12 protein-coding genes are annotated in these 17,726 nt (G+C 46.1%); 6 read left to right on the top strand and 6 right to left on the bottom strand.

Features of this window, described 5'->3' with window-relative positions; translation table 11 throughout:
- Window positions 1-6: 6 nt before the first annotated feature.
- The 4 genes from nifJ to RJ60_RS09830 form a co-directional block, all read right to left on the bottom strand.
- Window positions 7-3,537, bottom strand: coding sequence for a pyruvate:ferredoxin (flavodoxin) oxidoreductase (gene nifJ / locus RJ60_RS09845; RefSeq protein WP_103134619.1), 3,531 nt, complete (start codon window positions 3,535-3,537; stop codon window positions 7-9).
- A 384-nt stretch (window positions 3,538-3,921) separates the two neighbouring features.
- Window positions 3,922-4,926, bottom strand: a complete 1,005-nt coding sequence (locus RJ60_RS09840) for a lipoate--protein ligase (RefSeq protein WP_258006267.1) — start codon at window positions 4,924-4,926, stop codon at window positions 3,922-3,924.
- Window positions 4,910-5,755: a M23 family metallopeptidase gene (locus tag RJ60_RS09835; protein WP_103134617.1), complete on the bottom strand. Its 846-nt coding sequence runs from the start codon at window positions 5,753-5,755 to the stop codon at window positions 4,910-4,912. The genes RJ60_RS09840 and RJ60_RS09835 overlap by 17 nt, the downstream gene beginning before the upstream one ends.
- A 251-nt stretch (window positions 5,756-6,006) precedes the next feature.
- Window positions 6,007-6,327, bottom strand: coding sequence for a hypothetical protein (locus tag RJ60_RS09830; RefSeq protein WP_103134616.1), 321 nt, complete (start codon window positions 6,325-6,327; stop codon window positions 6,007-6,009).
- A gap of 88 nt (window positions 6,328-6,415) precedes the next feature.
- Between RJ60_RS09830 and RJ60_RS09825 the strand changes: the two genes are divergently transcribed.
- Window positions 6,416-8,281: a glycoside hydrolase family 127 protein gene (locus tag RJ60_RS09825; protein WP_103134615.1), complete on the top strand. Its 1,866-nt coding sequence runs from the start codon at window positions 6,416-6,418 to the stop codon at window positions 8,279-8,281.
- A 142-nt stretch (window positions 8,282-8,423) separates the two neighbouring features.
- The gene (locus RJ60_RS09820; protein WP_103134614.1) at window positions 8,424-10,319 is read left to right on the top strand and encodes an alpha/beta fold hydrolase; all 1,896 of its coding nucleotides are present in this window, start codon (window positions 8,424-8,426) and stop codon (window positions 10,317-10,319) included.
- 49 nt (window positions 10,320-10,368) lie between these two features.
- On the opposite strand, the gene RJ60_RS09815 is transcribed toward RJ60_RS09820, so the two are convergent.
- Window positions 10,369-10,953 carry a DUF1349 domain-containing protein gene (locus tag RJ60_RS09815; RefSeq protein WP_103134613.1) on the bottom strand — a complete coding sequence of 195 codons (585 nt, stop codon included), beginning with the start codon at window positions 10,951-10,953 and terminating at the stop codon, window positions 10,369-10,371.
- 365 nt (window positions 10,954-11,318) lie between these two features.
- Between RJ60_RS09815 and RJ60_RS09810 the strand changes: the two genes are divergently transcribed.
- The 4 genes from RJ60_RS09810 to RJ60_RS09795 are packed head-to-tail and all read left to right on the top strand — an operon-like array spanning window position 11,319 to window position 15,761.
- Window positions 11,319-12,359 carry an ABC transporter permease gene (locus RJ60_RS09810; protein WP_103134612.1) on the top strand — a complete coding sequence of 347 codons (1,041 nt, stop codon included), beginning with the start codon at window positions 11,319-11,321 and terminating at the stop codon, window positions 12,357-12,359.
- Window positions 12,356-13,750 (top strand): ABC transporter permease, encoded by a 1,395-nt coding sequence (locus RJ60_RS09805; RefSeq protein ID WP_103134611.1) that lies wholly within the window; start codon window positions 12,356-12,358, stop codon window positions 13,748-13,750. Before RJ60_RS09810 ends, RJ60_RS09805 begins: the two co-directional genes overlap by 4 nt.
- Before the next feature lie 5 nt (window positions 13,751-13,755).
- Window positions 13,756-14,727, top strand: a complete 972-nt coding sequence (locus RJ60_RS09800) for an ABC transporter ATP-binding protein (protein ID WP_099829757.1) — start codon at window positions 13,756-13,758, stop codon at window positions 14,725-14,727.
- Window positions 14,724-15,761 carry an ABC transporter ATP-binding protein gene (locus RJ60_RS09795; RefSeq protein WP_103134610.1) on the top strand — a complete coding sequence of 346 codons (1,038 nt, stop codon included), beginning with the start codon at window positions 14,724-14,726 and terminating at the stop codon, window positions 15,759-15,761. The genes RJ60_RS09800 and RJ60_RS09795 overlap by 4 nt, the downstream gene beginning before the upstream one ends.
- Window positions 15,762-16,549: 788 nt before the next feature.
- Here the strand turns inward: RJ60_RS09795 and RJ60_RS09785 are convergent.
- Window positions 16,550-17,722, bottom strand: coding sequence for an iron-containing alcohol dehydrogenase (locus tag RJ60_RS09785; protein WP_103134608.1), 1,173 nt, complete (start codon window positions 17,720-17,722; stop codon window positions 16,550-16,552).
- Window positions 17,723-17,726: the final 4 nt, after the last annotated feature.

The following is a 17,726-nucleotide window of genomic DNA, read 5'->3' as shown; positions in this document are numbered from 1 at the left end:
ATTGAATCAATCAGAGGCAAGTCTCCTGTATGTTTCATACCTTTCTTTAGCGTCTTTCTCAGCCTTCTCGAACAATTCATCGGCAATATCGGGGAACGTTGATTTAAGAGCGCTGTATCTCACTTCACCCATCAAGAAGTCGACAAACGACTCTTTTGGTTCCTTCGAGTCTAGAATGAAGGGATTCTTACCCTGTTCCTTCAGAAGAGGATTGTATCTGTAAAGATGCCAGTAACCTGAAGCAACAGCTCTCTTTTCCTGCTCTTGAGTTTTTCCCATTCCGATCTTTATTCCGTGGTTTATACATGGTGAATATGCAATGATTAGAGACGGTCCAGGATATTTCTCAGCCTCAGTGATCGCTTTGATCACCTGATTCTTGTCTGCTCCCATTGCGACCTGGGCCACATAAACATATCCATACGTCATTGCCATCCTGCCTAGATCCTTCTTCTTCGTTCTCTTTCCAGAAGCTGCAAACTTCGCTACAGCAGCTCTAGGCGTAGACTTGGAAGATTGACCACCGGTGTTTGAGTATACTTCGGTATCAAATAGAAGAACATTGACATCTTCCCCTGAAGCAAGTACATGATCAAGACCGCCGTAACCGATATCGTAGCCCCAGCCGTCTCCACCGAATACCCACACGGATTTCTTAATTAATAGATCCTTTCTTTCCTCAATTTGCTTCAAAAGAGCGTTGACTCTCTCGTTTCTTGATCCCTTTGATATCACATTGAGAATGCCAAGAGTAGCTGCCTTTGAGGCTTTTGCATCGTCCATTCCTTCAAGCCAAGCCTTGAAAGGCGTCTTCATGTCCTCGGGAATATCCTGCTTCAGAAGCTCTTCCATTATACCGGCAAGCTTACTTCTGCCGTGCTTGACCGCCATCGCCATCCCAAATCCATATTCGGCATTGTCTTCGAACAGAGAATTCGCCCACGCCGGCCCTTTGCCGTCGCTATTCTTGCAGTAAGGAGTTGCAGGAGCCGAGGCTCCCCAGATTGAGGAACAACCGGTCGCGTTGGCTATAAGCATTCTATCTCCAAATAGCTGTGTAACAAGCTTGGCATAAGGTGTTTCACCACAGCCTGCACAAGCCCCTGAGAACTCGAGGAGAGGCTTGGAGAACTGGCTCCCTTTGAGTGTCTCAACATTCATGACATCCTTCTTCTCAGAAACTGCTGTAGCAAATTCCCAGTTTGGTACTTCTTTCTCTGTCTGCGTATCAAGAGGTTTCATGACTAGAGCCTTATTTGGAGACGGACAGATATCTGCACAGTTACCGCAACCCGTGCAGTCTAGCGGCGAAACCTGAATCCTGTACTTCAGCCCCTCGAAAGTCTTTCCACCCATTGCTTTCTTAGCTTCGAAGGTTGCAGGAGCCCTATTTTCCTCTTCTTCGTTTATCAAGAACGGCCTGATCGCTGCATGTGGGCAGACATAGGAGCATTGATTACACTGAATACAGTTGTCGATCTGCCATTCCGGAATCATGACCGCAATGCCTCGCTTCTCATATGCGGACGTCCCATTTGGGAACTCTCCGTTTTCTCTACCAACAAAGGCAGATACGGGCAATTTGTCTCCCTGTTGCCTGTTCATGACATCTGCGATGTTTCTCACGAACTCAGGTCTTCCAGATTCTTCTTCTTTAACTTCTTCTTTCGCACTCTTCCAGGATTCTGGAATCTCTATCTTCTTCAATGCCTCAATACCGCTATCTACTGCCTTGTAGTTCATCTGTACAACCTTCTCACCTTTGGTACCGTAAGACTTCACGATCGCATCCTTTAGGTACTTAACTGCGTCTTCTATAGGTACGACATTTGCCAGTTTAAAGAATGCCGACTGCATTATCGTATTTATCCTCGTGCCAAGCCCAATCTCCATTGCAATCTTAGTGGCATCGATAGTGTAGAATTTGATCTCGTTTTCGGCAAGGTATTTCTTCATACCGGCAGGAAGATGCTTGTCAAGCTCCTCGAAATCCCAGCTAGTGTTAAGAACGAAAATGCCGCCCTTTTTGAGTCCCTCAAGCAATTCATATTGATACACATAGGACTGTTTGTGGCAAGCAACATAATCCGCCTCATCTATAAGGTAGGTGGATTTGATTGGCTTCTTGCCGAATCTAAGATGCGATATCGTAACGCCTCCAGACTTCTTCGAATCGTATGCAAAGTAACCCTGGGCATACATATCGGTATGATCGCCGATTATCTTTATTGCATCTTTGTTAGCTCCGACAGTCCCATCGGAACCCAAACCCCAGAATTTGCAGCGAATAGTGCTTTCTGGAGCGGTATTTATTCTCTCTTTGATCTCCAGAGAAGTGTTGGTAACATCGTCTACGATACCTATCGTGAAGTGGTTTTTCGGTGTCGAGAGCTTCAGATTGTCGTAAACTGCCTTTATCTGAGAAGGGGTTGTGTCCTTGGAACCGAGTCCGTATCTTCCCCCATAAACCTCGGGAGCGCTCTTTTCACCACAGAAGAGAGTCTTCACATCTTCATATAGTGGCTCTCCAAGAGAACCCGGCTCTTTCGTTCTGTCGAGAACGGCTATTCTCTTGACTGATTTCGGGAAAACATCATAGAAGTGTTTCGCGGAGAAGGGTCTGTAGAGATGAACCTTGATGACTCCTACCTTTTCACCCTTCTTCATCAGGTAATCAATGGTCTCCTCTATCGTATCGGTGACAGAACCCATAGCGATAATAACGTTTTCTGCATTGGGGTCACCATAGTAGACAAAAGGCTTGTAATCTCTGCCTGTGATCTTCGAAATCTCTTCCATGTAATCGGCCACAATATCAGGAACAGCGTCATAGAATCTATTTGATGATTCCTTTGCCTGGAAGAAAATATCGGGATTCTGGGCCGTCCCCATCGTCTTGGGGTGATCTGGATTGAGAGCCCTGTCTTTGAACTCCTTTAGCGCTCCATAATCGAGAAGTCGCTTAAGGTCCTCATAATCCATAACCTCAATCTTCTGAACTTCGCTCGAAGTTCTAAACCCATCAAAGAAATGAAGGAAAGGAACTCTCGACTTGATTGCAGAAAGATGTGCCACAGAGCCAATGTCCATGACTTCCTGAACACTTCCTGAAGCCAGCAAAGCAAATCCTGTCTGTCTCGTAGCCATTACATCAGAATGATCACCGAAAATCGAAAGCGCGTGGGCGGCAACTGCTCTAGCACTGACGTGGAATACACCGGGCAAGAGTTCTCCGGCAATCTTATACATGTTCGGGACCATTAGCAACAATCCCTGTGACGCCGTAAAAGTAGTCGTCAGAGCTCCAGCAACAAGCGAACCGTGAACCGCACCGGCCGCTCCGGCTTCAGACTGCATTTCTATAACGTCAACCGGCTGCCCAAAGATATTCTTCATTCCATTTGCTGCCCAAGCATCTGCAAGCTCCGCCATAGATGACGAAGGCGTAATGGGGTAAATAGCCGCAACTTCCGTAAAAGCATAAGCAACATGGGCAGCAGCGGTATTACCGTCCATGGTTTTCATTACTCGTGCCATCCTAAACCTCCTGTAATCCTGAAATTGATCTCATATCTACTGGAAAACATAAAATTGTATTCTGCAGCAAACACATAGAATAGCAAGCAAGAAATCTGCCTGCTCATTAACATTATAGAACATCTTTTCGCTGCTTACACAGATGTATCTTTTCGATTTGACAAATCAAAGATAATCTCTGTAATGTGATGGTAACAGTCATTTAGGAAAGACACAAGGTGCGGTTTCCGTCTGAAGATAAGAGTTGGTCTCCTGAAGAAGGTCTCATTTGACCAAAGGTTTTATAGATCATTTCGTGTTGCTTCCAAGAAGAATATCGCCCTTCGGCATTTCACCGTTAAACTTCAGGGATTACACAAAGCGAGTGCAACTGCTGAAGATGAACTAGTTCAGATCGGTTGTCTGAAGCCACGCAATGATATCGTTTCTTTCTGAACAGTCTGGAAGCATTTCAATCGCTTTCACTATGGCAACTCTGGAAAACTCAACTCTGATTAGCTCTCGTTTCAGTTGTTCAATGAAATCCACATCCATCGAGTCTGAATAAACTATCACGTCGGATATAATTCCCTTCTTCGATGTAAAAAGCAGCTCGATACCTCCCCAGGAAAACCTATTGTCAATTTTGAAATTGAATTCCGGACTCTTTCCCAATAGCCATTCCTTAGAAGAATACTTCTCGTAAAGCGACTTCACATCGAGTGACTTCCTTAGTTCGTCAAAATCCAAGACTTCGTATATTCTGCCGTATTCTTCAGCGAACCCCATATACATTGCCTCTTTCATTCTTTCTATGGTAAGGTCAGGTTTCAGCTCTCTTAGATTCACTACTCTAGAAACGACAGACTTAACTCCCTTCGATTCTATCTTTGCTCTGGAGACATTCAGATATTCAGAAAGTCTTCTCGTATCTACATCAACGAGGATAGTTCCATGGTGATAAGAGGCATACTGTCCATGGTAGAAAGCATTTCCAGAGAACTTCCTTCCCTCCGCGAGAATGTCATTTCGACCACTGAAATGAGCATCTATACCTACCGATTTTACCCCGTCCACAATTACCGATAGTTGCCTGTGAAGATCGTACTCTCTTTTTGGCAAGAGGAAGGTAAAGTTGAGGTTTCCAAGATCATGAAAAACCGCACCGCCTCCGGATAGTCTTCTTGCTAACTTACCTCCATCTCTGTGAAGGTTGTCCAGCCTGCATTCCTGCCAAGCGTTCTGGTTTCGACCAATCACTACCGTGTTCTCGTTTTGCCATAGGTAAAGAACGATGTTTTCTTTGGCAAATGAATTTAGAAGATACTCTTCGACTGCGAGATTCAGCCAGGGATCAAATGAGTCAGATTCAACAAATATTGTACTAGGGATTTTACCTACCTCCGACACCAAGAGTTTCGATTTCTCTTCTCACATACATGTAATTCGCTCCTGTTAGATAGCTTCTTGGATCTCTACACTGATCGTTAGAGTCTACGATCTCAAAGTGGAGATGAGGCCCGGTTGCTCGTCCTGTCTCTCCAACTCTGCCGATTAGCTCCCCCCTGAGAACTCTCTGCCCTACATAGACGCTTATTCTGTTAAGATGAGCATACCTTGTCTTGGTGCCGTCATAGTGTTGGATTATTATATTCAGTCCGTATCCTCCATTTTCCTGGGCTTCTATAACCGTTCCATCCTTCGCAGCAAAGACGGGAGCGTCCTTCTGGACTGCTATGTCCATACCGGAATGAAAGGTTGAGGCGCCGGTGAATGGATCTTTGCGCCAGCCGAACTCCGAAGAAATCTTCCCATAGACCGGCCAGGTGAACTGTGTACCGGGATTTGCATTGCCGCACACGTTTATCGAATCAAGCGGAATGAACAGACTTTGGCCGGGATATATATAGGAATTGCAGCTAAGATTGTTTGCGACCATTATATGCTCTGCAAGCGCAAAAAACAGCCGAGCAATGTAATCGATGGAATCACCGTACTGAACCTCATAGAAGAAGCCATCTCCAGTAGGAAGGTAAATGAACTCACCCGGTTCCAGCTGACGGGGATCGCTAATGCAGTTCAAATCGAGGACAGTGCTTATTCTCAGGTTATAATCCCTGATTATATTGAAGAGGCGATCGCCTGGCCTGACCAGGTATTTGATAAAACCAACTCCAAAGGCAGTTGCTAGGGAAAACATAAGTATAATGGTAAGCGTTAAGAGAATCTTAGCTCTCATCTGAAACCCCCAAACCATTTTTTATCCGCAAAATAATACAAAGAATTCTAGTTCATTTGAACTGATAGTAATTCTAATAATATCACAGCGACAGTCCTTAAAAGAAGCTCTCTCTTGAGTAGATTTAATTATTATGCATTACGGCTTCCAACAAACAAATTCCAGCTCCCGAAGTCTCGGTTTCTTCTTTGGACGAAAAGCCAAGTGGGCTTTGATTAAACTTAAACCAACATTTACTTCGAGTCTTGCAACTACTTGAGACAGTCATAGAACGGGATATCTCCAAGATAATCCCCTGTCTTCTTCATCTCATCAGTCCTGATAAATACTCCTTTTTCGGTCTCAACTTTTCTCAACTGAGAACCCATCTTCCAATTCCCTTTTTCATCTTTACAAATCAGACAAAACACGAATACGTCGCACTTATCAATGATCTCTTCGCGTGTCCACTCCTCACCATATTCGTGGGTCTCCCCTACATTTGGATGGATAAGTGCCGCCTCAATTAGCCAGGTCCCATTTCTGTCAGAGTAACTAGCTGCCGAAACCCAATAATCTATCTTCTCAAACATGGTCTTCCCCTCCTTATCTCAGGATACAAAAGTTCTCACCTTTTCTGCTACTCTTGAGGAGAGAGCATCTTCTTTGGAGGTGAAAAGCGTGACTTTTGTCAACGACACTTCGCGGTCACCAAGAGCGCAAGTTAGACCTATAGCGCTTGAAAGAGTCAAACTTGAGGGATTCGTAAGCAGATATCAGGAACTTATGAAGTCGACGAGTCTCTCTCTTCAATATGAGTATCTGGAATCGACGGGAAGAATAGAAAACTTCAGAAAGGCTGGACGGAAATCGGAAGGAGTCTCTACCGGGTGGTTTTTCAACGATTCCGATGTATACAAATGGATAGAGGCGGCTTCTTATTCGCTACCGTATAATGAAGATCCCGAAATCAGGGAGAGAATCGAGTCACTGATAACACTTATTGAGGAAGCTCAGGCTCAGAACGGCAACGGATACATAGACACTTACTTCATAGGTGATCGGACTTCGGAACGCTGGAAAGACCTTAAGAACATGCATGAACTCTACTGCGCGGGTCATCTTATTCAAGCAGGGATAGCATATAAGAGAGCTTCAGGTGATGAGAAGCTTTTCGTAATCGGCAAGCGAGTGGCCGACGAAATTCTGGAGACTTTTCATGACGACGACAGTGAAGTTACTACCGGGCATCCCAATCTAGAAATGGCATTGGTTGAGCTTCATCGCGAAACCGCCGACCGTGCTTATCTGGAGTTCGTGGAAAGACTCATAGATAATCGCGGAAAGGGCTATGTAGGTGGTGACGAGTATCATATTGACCATGCTCCCTTTAGAGATCTCAAAGAACTTACTGGACACGCAGTCAGAATGCTTTACTTACTCGCTGGAGCGGCCGACGTATTTCTAGAGACAGGCGATGAAACGCTCCTCGCAGTTCTCGAAAGACTCTGGGTCGATCTGATCGCGCGAAAGATATATATCACGGGCGGAGTTGGCTCAAGATATGAAGGAGAATCGTTTGGCGAGGCGTACGAACTGCCAAGCAGAAGAGCATACGCGGAAACGTGTGCCGCAATTGGAAATGTATTCTGGAATTGGCGTATGTATATGATTTCCGGCGACGCAAAGTATCTCGATGTAATGGAGCGGACTTTCTACAACGGTGTCCTTTCTGGAATCTCTCTCGACAGTAAACGATATTTCTACGTGAATCCTCTGGAGGATGCCGGAAAGCACAGCCGAGAGGAATGGTTTGAATGCGCGTGTTGCCCCCCCAATATCGCAAGATTGCTCACATCCTTCGGGGGCTACATTTACGGTACTACTTTGAACGAAATAAGAGTCAATTTCTACGAGGAGAGCAAGTCTGCAATTCCCTTTAGGGACGGTGAGGTGACGATCATCCAGAAGACAGCCTATCCTCATTCCGAAGAAATCGATCTTATTATCTCCACCGATCTAGATACAGACATCTCGATTCTCCTAAGAATTCCTGAATGGACCGAAGGGGAGTTTGATCTTCAAGTAGACGGCGTGAAACAGAAAATAAGACCTGAAAGAGGTTTTGTGAGACTTGAAGGCAACTGGAAAGGCAAGACAGAGATTTCGCTCACATTTCCGATGAGAATCAGGTTGATGACCTCTAATCCACTTCTAAGAGAGAATACCGATAAAGTTGCTGTCCAAATCGGCCCGCTGGTTTACTGTGCTGAAGGCGTAGACAATCCTTCTTTTGATGTGCGTACGTTGTCTATCCCTTCGAGAAAAAACTTAGAACTCTCACGAAACGATACGCTCACGGGAAATCCAGTCACATTAAGTGGAAAGGGAATCGCTTATGATATTAACAACTGGGACAAGAAGCTTTACAACTCGCTCGGTTCTGTGAAAAGCAAGAGCGAAAATGTAAAATTCTCTCTTATTCCCTATTATGCGTGGAATAACAGAGGAAATTCACCGATGTGTGTTTGGCTTCATATGCACTAGAGATTCCTTTTCGTAACTCTGACTGAGGATTCGTACTAGCGTTTTGACTTTTCGGTTTTCGCGTTCAACTTGAACTGGACACGAATCGATAGGATAATAGTTGAGTTAAGACTCTTAGTGTATCTTCTGGAGTGTGAATGATTTGCGAAGTATTCTTGCAGTCTTTCTATTGGTTCTGTCAGCAGTCTGTTCATCGTTTTCTGGACAGATAGTCTTCAATGGGAACCTTATCTATTACGAGATAGAGGGGACCGAAGGGGAACTAGTAGTAGTAATAAGTGATGGGCCCGGTCTTGACAGCTCTTACATGACAGGTATCTTCCAGGAAAGAAGAGTCCTAAGGTACGATCACCTTGGAAGCGGGAAATCGGAGAATTCGTCCTCTATAGACATCGACTTCCAGTACTATATATCTGAACTAGCCGCACTAATATACTCCCTAGACCTAAACTCTTTCCATTTAGTTGGTCATGGCTTTGGAAGTGCAGTAGCCGTAGGGTTAGCTCTGACAAATCCTCCCGGACTCCTCAGTCTTATAGTGGTCAATCCAAGACTTAACTATACCGCGATTGATCTGGCAATATCCGAACTAAGAGAAACGGAGCCAACGAATGGGTTCGACAAATACAACTTTTTGCTTGGCGGTATTTCTGCTGAAGACAGAGTCAAAGGTATTACGGACGATCTGATTAACAGGGCGACCTACAGCCTCTTCTGGGGTGAGGATCCAGCCTCGATTGAAGGCAGACTTCGTGGACTGGACTTGTCTTCAGGTTTACCCGACCTTCGAGTGCCTATTTTGGTCTGCGTTGGGATCAAGAGCTTTCCGGGGATCGCGCATACCTCAGCCTACCAGTCTGGAGCTCCGAACAGCGAATTTGTGACATTCATGAACAGCGGTCACTTTCCAATGATTGAAGAAAAGGCTGCTTTTGAGTTGATCGTCGACGGCTTCTTCAAACGGGTTGAAGAGAACTCGAGCATAGGAATACTCCCGAAAACAAGCCGTGAGATTCTTCAAGGAAATCCTGGAGACAGAGTATTCGGTCAGGAAGACCTGGAGAGAAACGTGAACATGCACATAAGTGAGGATTTTACCGTCATGCTTCCTTCAAGTCCTGGAGCTGGCTATTCGTGGAAGATTAGTAGCTTCGATGAAGACATGGTGAGGCTCATTTCAGATCCCTTCTACGAAGAACCAATAGAACAAGGCAACGGCTACGATGTGTTTAGCTTCAGAGTGGTTGGGTCCGGATCAACCCGAATCACGTTTTCATTCGGCTCCATTTGGGACGAGACTCCAATGAGAACTTGTTCAATGTCGCTAGATGTTGAAGAGTATTCTGTTGAGCCCCTAACCATTACAACTCCGGATTCTGGAAAAACCTTCATTGTTGGACTGAACGAACCGATCGAGGTCTTACTAGAATCACCAGTTGATTCTGACCTGAAATGGCGAATAGCATCAACAAATCCCGGAATCCTTAGACAGCCGGAAGAAAGCGAAACCAGGGTATCTGAAAATCCATTGTATGCAGCGAAAGTAATCGAGCAAGTATACTATTTTGAAGGAATGAACTACGGTACGGCGTCTGTTCGCTTTGACTACGGGAGTTCCTGGGAGGATCTTCCTCCAGAAAGAACATTCGAGGCCACTATAGTAGTCGCAGAGCCCGTTAGAGAGTGTATTATTATTCAGGATTCGGACAATGGCAGAACAATTGAGATTGGTATACAGCAAAGCGTGTTTGTTAAGCTAAAAAAAAGCAGCGATGAGAATTCCGATTGGCAGATCTCTTCTTGTCCCGGATTTGAGGTAATCAGCGGTCCCTATGCAGAAGAGTATATGGACGTCCGATATACGATATTTCATTTGAAGCCCACCGGCCCGGGGGAAGTCCTGATTGAGTTTGCCTACGGAGGGAAAAATCCGGAAGCCTCGTCTGCAGAAACATTTACAATCAGGGCACAAATCGCCGAAAAGACGGAACACCTGCTTAAGCCTGGTGATGAAGACCACGATGTCGGCTCAAACTAAAACCCGCAAGATGCAAAACTAGCAGCGCTAAAAGAGGAGATTTCGATGTTCATTCAGAACGCAAGTCGATTTCATAGAAAACTACTCTGTATCCGCTACCTCTCGGGCTACAGCAATATGGTCCAACCATGACCGGGATCTTGCCATCATCCTCCAATAGTCTCGCCAGACGTAGCTGAATCCAGCCGTCTTGCCAGAAGCAAACCGAATAGTCAGGCCCCTTTCTGTCAACACGAACCCTAAACTCCTTCGTATCGGCTGGCACATTCTGACTTGACCAATCCGAGTAACCCGAGTTCGTAACGACCGCACCGAGTTTTGATGGGTCTGAGCCTTCAAATTCAACCGAGCTCTTGAGCCAACAAGAAGGAGAGATTCTTACCATCACACCAGCTTGATCATATTGATTGACCGGCAGAAACTTCACTCCAACTATCAGCGAGAAATCTCCCATCAAAGAAAGATGTAAGAAGTGCCCGTTATCGTTTCTAAACCCATAACTCGTCCTCTGCCAGAAATCCGTTTGTGAATCCGCATCAATCACAAGTTTCTCACCATCCAGCTCCCAGTTGCTTGGTTCATTGAACCATTTGAAGTACTTCATAGCTTCCTTATTAAATGAAGACAACCGCATATGATACCTCCCGATTTTCTTTCTGGATTATATCGCGACAAGATCGAAACCCGTAACCAATAGTATATAATTGCTTTGAATCATTAAGACTATCCTAACTTTTCCTGTGCTTTGCAATACTATGTGTCTTTTGAAAGGAAAATAATCTGTAGACTAGATTTTCCTTCTAATCATGTTGTTTCGAGTTGCTCCGAGAAGACCTTAACACCACTCACAAAAACACAAGACATTCACCCGGAGTGATTCAGTTCATAGGCAACTGAAATACGAGATCGTTCCTGATGCTTATTTGGAAATGGTGGAGGTCCCGGTAATACTTTTGTCAGTGGAAGTCAGAAGGAATTGTCTGCCAATCGAGGTGATTTATGTACTGGAAATACGCAATCAAGAGAGTTTTATACGGATTTCTGATGTATTCAATCCTAATCTTCATCTTTTCTGCTCTATTCAATACAGTAATGGAGCAAACTCTGAGAGCGCAGATAGAGGAGCAGATCAGAGGCGAAACTATGAGGATGACAAGTCTCAACGAGAGCCAGCTTGCAAATTACGTCGCAAACAGAAGAAACGACCTGTACTCTCTATACCGGCTGAACAGACCTGTCGCTGAGAGAGTAGTGTGGCGAACATGGGACACGCTGACATTCAATTTTGGGAATTCTACAATCATTAGAGCTTCAGATGGCAACAGGAGCGTATGGAGTGTTGTTTCGGAGGCGATCCCAAAGACACTTCTTCTCTTTTCGGTAGCTATGATGGTAGACATTGTCCTGGGCCTGCTTCTAGGACTGAAAAAGGCACAGAAAGCAGGCGGGTTTCTAGACAAAAGCACTTCGGTGGGAACTATGGTGGTATTTGGCATGCCATCATGGTGGTTGGGAATGATAATGATAATGTTCTTTGCTTACGGAGTGAAGATCTTTCCTTCAGGTGGTCTACATTCTACTCCTCCTCCAGAGGGAATTTCGTATTTCTTCGACCTTCTCTATCATCTAGCTCTTCCGGTACTGACACTTGTTGTCATCGGGTTCTGGGGAAGGGCTTTCCTTACTCGAAACATAGTCCTCGGAGTCCTTCAGGATGATTACATCATGGCAGCAAGAGCAAGAGGTATTCCTGAGAGGAAAGTTCTGTACGGGCATACAATGAGAACATCTGCTCCACCAATTGTAACGATGTCACTTCTCGCTCTTCTGGCATCTGTAGGAGGCAATATAGTGTTCGAGGGCATTTTCTCCTGGCCTGGAATGGGCAATCTGTACTGGATTGCTTTGCAGCAGAATGATGTTCCGGTCCTCATGGGAAACCTGGCTATTACGACCGGACTATATATTTGTGGTCTTGTGATTCTTGATCTTATATATGGCTTGCTTGATCCAAGGATCAAGGTAGGTGGTAAACAGTGACTATTAGCGACTTCAGAAGATCATTAGGCGGTTTTTGGAGCGAGTTCAGAAAGGTCAAGTCAGGCATAATCGGGGTAATCTTTCTTGTTATATTCATGTTTATCTTGATCTTCGAACCGGTTATCGTCCCCTATCCCGAAGCAAATCTGAAGTGGAGGGACATAACTTATTGGCAGGACCTGCCGGCTAGCGCTCCGCCTTCATGGATCAATATATTCGCTTCAAAAAAGAGAGCTGTTTCCGAGAGTATTGAGGAATACTCGTTTTCTGAGACTATGGCGGGAGCGATGAGAATACAAGAATACGTCTTCGAATACGATTATTCTGCTTCAGTTGCTCCTTCAGATATCGTATTTCATGCCTCGGGAGTCGGCAAACCAACTGTAGTTATTGCGATCGAGAGACCGGACGGTTTGACGATCGATCTATATAGAAAACAGCTTGAAGTGTCCCCTACTCAGAGTCTAAGAGTTTCGATAGACAGATCGTCTCAGACTTCGGCCATGAATTTTGGAAAGAAGTATTCCCCCTCAGAAGGAGTCCAGCTTCAGACCATAAAGACTACTGATGTTCTGTTCTCTAAGGCTCAACCGGGCATATTCAGAAGCCCTTCGCCATTGGTGGGAACATACAAGTTGAAGGTAACCCTTTTGCTGCAGAAGGCCGACGAAAACATCGAAGGAGCCTTTGTAAATATTGCAGGCAGAGTGCACGGTATTCTTGGAACGGACAACTCCAAGAGAGACATATGGAGCGGAGTAATCGCAGGCGTGAAATGGGCTATGCTTATCGGACTGCTCACTGCCCTCATCTCAGTATCCATAGGTGTCGTATATGGTGTCATAAGTGCATACGTCGGAGGCTGGAAGGACTCACTCATGCAAAGGATATTCGAGATATTCATAAGCGTTCCTATGCTTCCCGTTCTCATCGTCATGAGCGCAGTCTTCAAGCCGAATATATGGGTAATGATAGGAATAATGTGCATCTTCTACTGGGTAGGACCGGTGAAGACAGTCAGAAGCATGGGACTCCAGATAAAGGAAGAGACCTACATAGAGGCCTCAAGAGCTCTCGGGGCATCTAATACGAGAATAATCTTCAAGCATATGGTGCCTCTGCTTATCCCTTACGCCTTCGCCTCTATGGCGCTCAATGTCCCAGGTGCTATCGTTGTAGAGGCTACGATAAGCCTTTTGGGTCTTGGAGATGCAACTATTGTTACGTGGGGACAGATACTCCAGGCAGCCAACAGCGGCGGAGCTATGCTGAGTGGGATGTGGTGGTGGGTAATACCACCAGGACTGGCGATAGCCTTCATGGGTATGACATTCGCATTTGTAGGGTTTGCAATGGACAAGATACTTAACCCGAAACTGAAGACGAGGTAATGACTATGGATAACATATTGACAGTAGATAACCTCAAGCTTTACTACTACACGAGCAAAGGTGTCGTGAAGGCCGCAGACGATATCTCTTTCTTTCTCAAGAAGGGTGAGACTCTCGGTCTAGTAGGCGAGTCCGGTTGCGGAAAGACTACCACCGGCTTCGCCCTGCTTAAGATGCCCACTCCCCCGGGTAAGATCGCAGGCGGGAAGATAGTGGTCGACGGTATAGACATTACTCCCCTGCGTGAGAATGAAATGAGAAGGAACATCCGCTGGGAGAAGATCTCCATGGTCTTTCAGGGCGCTATGAATACCCTCACTCCCGTCTACACCATAGGCAAACAGATGATGGAGACTCTGCAGGAACACAGAGAGATGGAGAGAGACGAGGCGAGAAAGAGGATAGAGAAGTATCTCAACCTGGTCGGTCTCTCCAGCGACATAGTTAAGAGATATCCACATGAACTCTCAGGTGGAATGAAACAGAGAATCGCCATCGCTACCGCCCTCTTTCTAGAACCGAAGGTGATAATCTGTGACGAACCCACCACAGCCCTGGATGTTATCGTGCAGGCTCAAATAATAAACCTCCTCAAAGACCTTAAGGAGAAGCTAGACCTTTCATTCATCTTCATAACTCACGATCTTGCAACTGAGGCGGAAGTGTCCGACAGAATAGCCGTTATGTATGCCGGAAAGATAGTGGAGATAGGAACAAACCAGCAGATATACGGAGAACAGGGGCCCTGTCATCCCTATACAAGAAACTTGCTCGCTGCAACTCCCAGACTGCACGCGAAGGTAAGTGAATTATCCTTCATCCCCGGTGCTCCTCCAGACTTACTGGAACCTCCATCGGGCTGCAGATTTCATCCGAGATGTACCCTCGCTATGGATAAGTGCAAGGAAGAAGAACCACCCCTTATTGAGATTGAAGAGGAACACATGGTGGCCTGCTGGAGGTGTGAGAAGAGATGACAGATAAGATCATTGAAGTGAAAGACCTTCAGAAGTGGTTCCCCATAAGGAGAAGCATATCCCAGTTCTTCAAGGGTGAACACAATTATGTTAAGGCCGTTGACGGTATATCCTTCTCAATAAACAGGGGCGAGATATTCGGTCTCGTTGGAGAGTCCGGTTGTGGAAAGACGACGACGGGAAAACTAATTATGAAACTCCTCGAGCCTACAGGCGGCAACATGCTTCTAAACGGAAAGGATGTCACTCATATAGAGAAAGATGAACTGAAGAGATACAGAAGGAACGTACAGATGATCTTTCAGGATCCATACGCTTCCATGAACCCGAGGTTCAAGATAAGGGATGTCATGGAAGAGCCTCTCATAATACACAAACTCGGAGAAGACAGAGACGCGAGAATGGAGATGATAGAGAAGGCTTTGAGGGAAGTCAAGCTCAACCCCCCAGATGAGTTCCTTGTGAGGTATCCCCACATGTTATCCGGTGGTCAGAGACAGAGGGCTGCTACTGCCAGGACTCTTCTTCTCAATCCCGAGCTTCTCGTTGCGGATGAACCGGTATCCATGATAGACCTTTCAACCAGGGCGGAGATACTACACATGATGAAGGAAGTGCAGAGAGACCTTGGACTGACTTATCTCTACATAACACACGATCTCTCTACTGCGAGATACTTCACCGACAGGATAGCTGTCATGTACCTTGGAAAGATAATAGAGATAGGAGATCCAGACGATGTTATAGACAATCCCGTTCATCCATACACAAGGGCTCTCATTGCTGCCGTATGTGAACCGATCGCGGGAAAGGTGAACAAACCCAAGGTAGTGCCTATAAAGGGAGAGATCCCCTCAGCCGCCAATATCCCTCCCGGCTGCAGATTCCATCCGAGATGTCCTTATGCAAAGGAAGAATGCTGGGAGAAGGAAGAACCTCAGCTTCAGGAGATAGATGATGGACACTTCCATGCCTGCAGGAGATGGAAGGAAGTCGTTGAAGAAAGCAGGAACGGGGTAGGGGTTAAGGGGTAGGAAAGAGCAAAGGATCGGTTCCAAGTTGCAAGTTGTGAGTTGTAAGAAAAAGCAAAAGGCCGGGGTTGGGGGTAGCGGGTTCGTGGTAGGAAAGAGTACGTTGAACCAAAATAAGCTTCCCTGCGAAGCAGGCATTGCTATCACTGATGCTCTTATCGGTGGACGGGTCCTTGCTCTTGGACGGTCAACGGATTACGGCTCTTCCCAGCGTTCAGCGGTACTTAGATGCGAGATCCCGTGCAGAAACATCACGGGATGACCCTTAACAGAAGGTCTTCGTTCTTAGGTGTTCAGCGGCTCTCCCCAAGAACGGCTTCTAGCGATCTAACCGGGCCCTAGACCTCAGACCCGGTTCTTCCCTGCGCCTCATACCCATGAAGTGGTACGCTGGCCAGGCGAAGCCTGAATGGCTATTTTGTTGCCTCCTGCCGAAGGCAGCATTGCGCCCTGGCGTGATCTTCGCCAGCCTTGCGTCCCCGGATGCTTCTCCGGGCATTGCGACCTGGGCCGTTCTTGCCCAGCCCTGTGTCTGATGTTTTACTCCAGCATCACTTCCTCGTGCCAGCGAGCTTCGCTTCCCGACGAAGTCGGCATCATTTCTGCTTGTCCTCTCTTCTCGGTCGGAGAACAGTGGACCGTTGACGGTCAACTATGAATTCTCGCACTCTCGAAGCGAAGCTCTCGACAACGCTCTTTCTCGGCTGATCTTCACGAAGGACGGTCATGTTCTTGGACGGCGGAAGACGGCTCTTCACAGCGTTGAACGGATCTTTACGGCGAACTCTCTATCAATAAGACATCTCCAGAATCTTCTTCAAGTCTTCGGTCTTCAGGTCTCCTGGAGTCACCTCAACCAATCCGCCCATTGTTCTCATTGCGTCTTCAGCTAATCTGCCAAGCATAGATCTCTCGACTCCAAGCTCCTTAAGAGTGATATCGATTTCTACACTTTTCTGAAGCCTATGAATGAGTTCTATTGACATTTCAGAGAGCCTGTTGATATCTATCACGCTTTCTGGAGCTCCCATTATCTGAGCCACTCGCGCCAGTCTCTCTTTTGTATGAGGCCTGATGTAATCAAAGAAGGCAGGCCCTGTAGCACAAAGCCCCGCACCGTGTGTAGCATCGTAATGAGCACTTATTGGGTGTTCTAATGAATGGTTTGCAATACAGCCCGATAGTGTTTCACAAATGCCGGCGGCAGTACTCGCCCAGGCAAGAGCAGTCCTGGCTTCAATATTATTCCCATCCGTGTATGCTATTGGTAAATAGTGATTTATAAGCGCCATTGCTTCCATCGCGAGAAGATCAGATGTCGGTTGATGATTTGTATTTATGTACGACTCAATTGCATGATAGAAGGCATCCATGCCGGTAGCTGCCGTCTGATAGGGAGGCAAGGTCTTCATAACCTCAGGATCCACAACGGAAATGACAGGAAAAGTCTGGTCGAATCCAACGCCTATCTTCTCGTTGGTTTCACTGTTCGTCACAACCGCAAAGGGGTCAGACTCGGTTCCTGTTCCGTGAGTTGTTGGAATGGCGATGATAGGGAGCGCAGCTTTCGGAACTCTTCCTCCTCCAGATCCGGTGTACTCCCAACATCGGCCACCATCTTTGGCCACCACTGCAATGAGCTTTGCCGAATCTATTGGGCTGCCTCCGCCAAGACCTATGACCATATCGCATTTTTCTCTGTTGGCAATTTCGGCGCCTTTGTCGACCGTTGATGATAGTGGGTTAGGTACTATATCATCAAACACAACACTTTCGATTCCACTTTTCTCCAAGATCGAGATCACTTCATCAAGAAGACCTGTTTTCTTCGCACTACTTCTTCCTGTTACTATCATTGCCTTCTTTCCAAGATTTCTGGCTAGTTTGCCTACCTTATTCACCGTACCCACACCAAAGACAATCCTTGTCGGCAGAAAATACTCAAAGTTCATCGTTTTGTCCATTTCT

Origin of the sequence: Mesotoga sp. B105.6.4, assembly GCF_002896535.1 — a bacterium.
In the GTDB taxonomy this organism is placed as follows: domain Bacteria; phylum Thermotogota; class Thermotogae; order Petrotogales; family Kosmotogaceae; genus Mesotoga.
The sequence above is the reverse complement of the archived record's forward strand: the minus strand, read 5'-3'. Positions and strand labels throughout refer to the sequence as shown.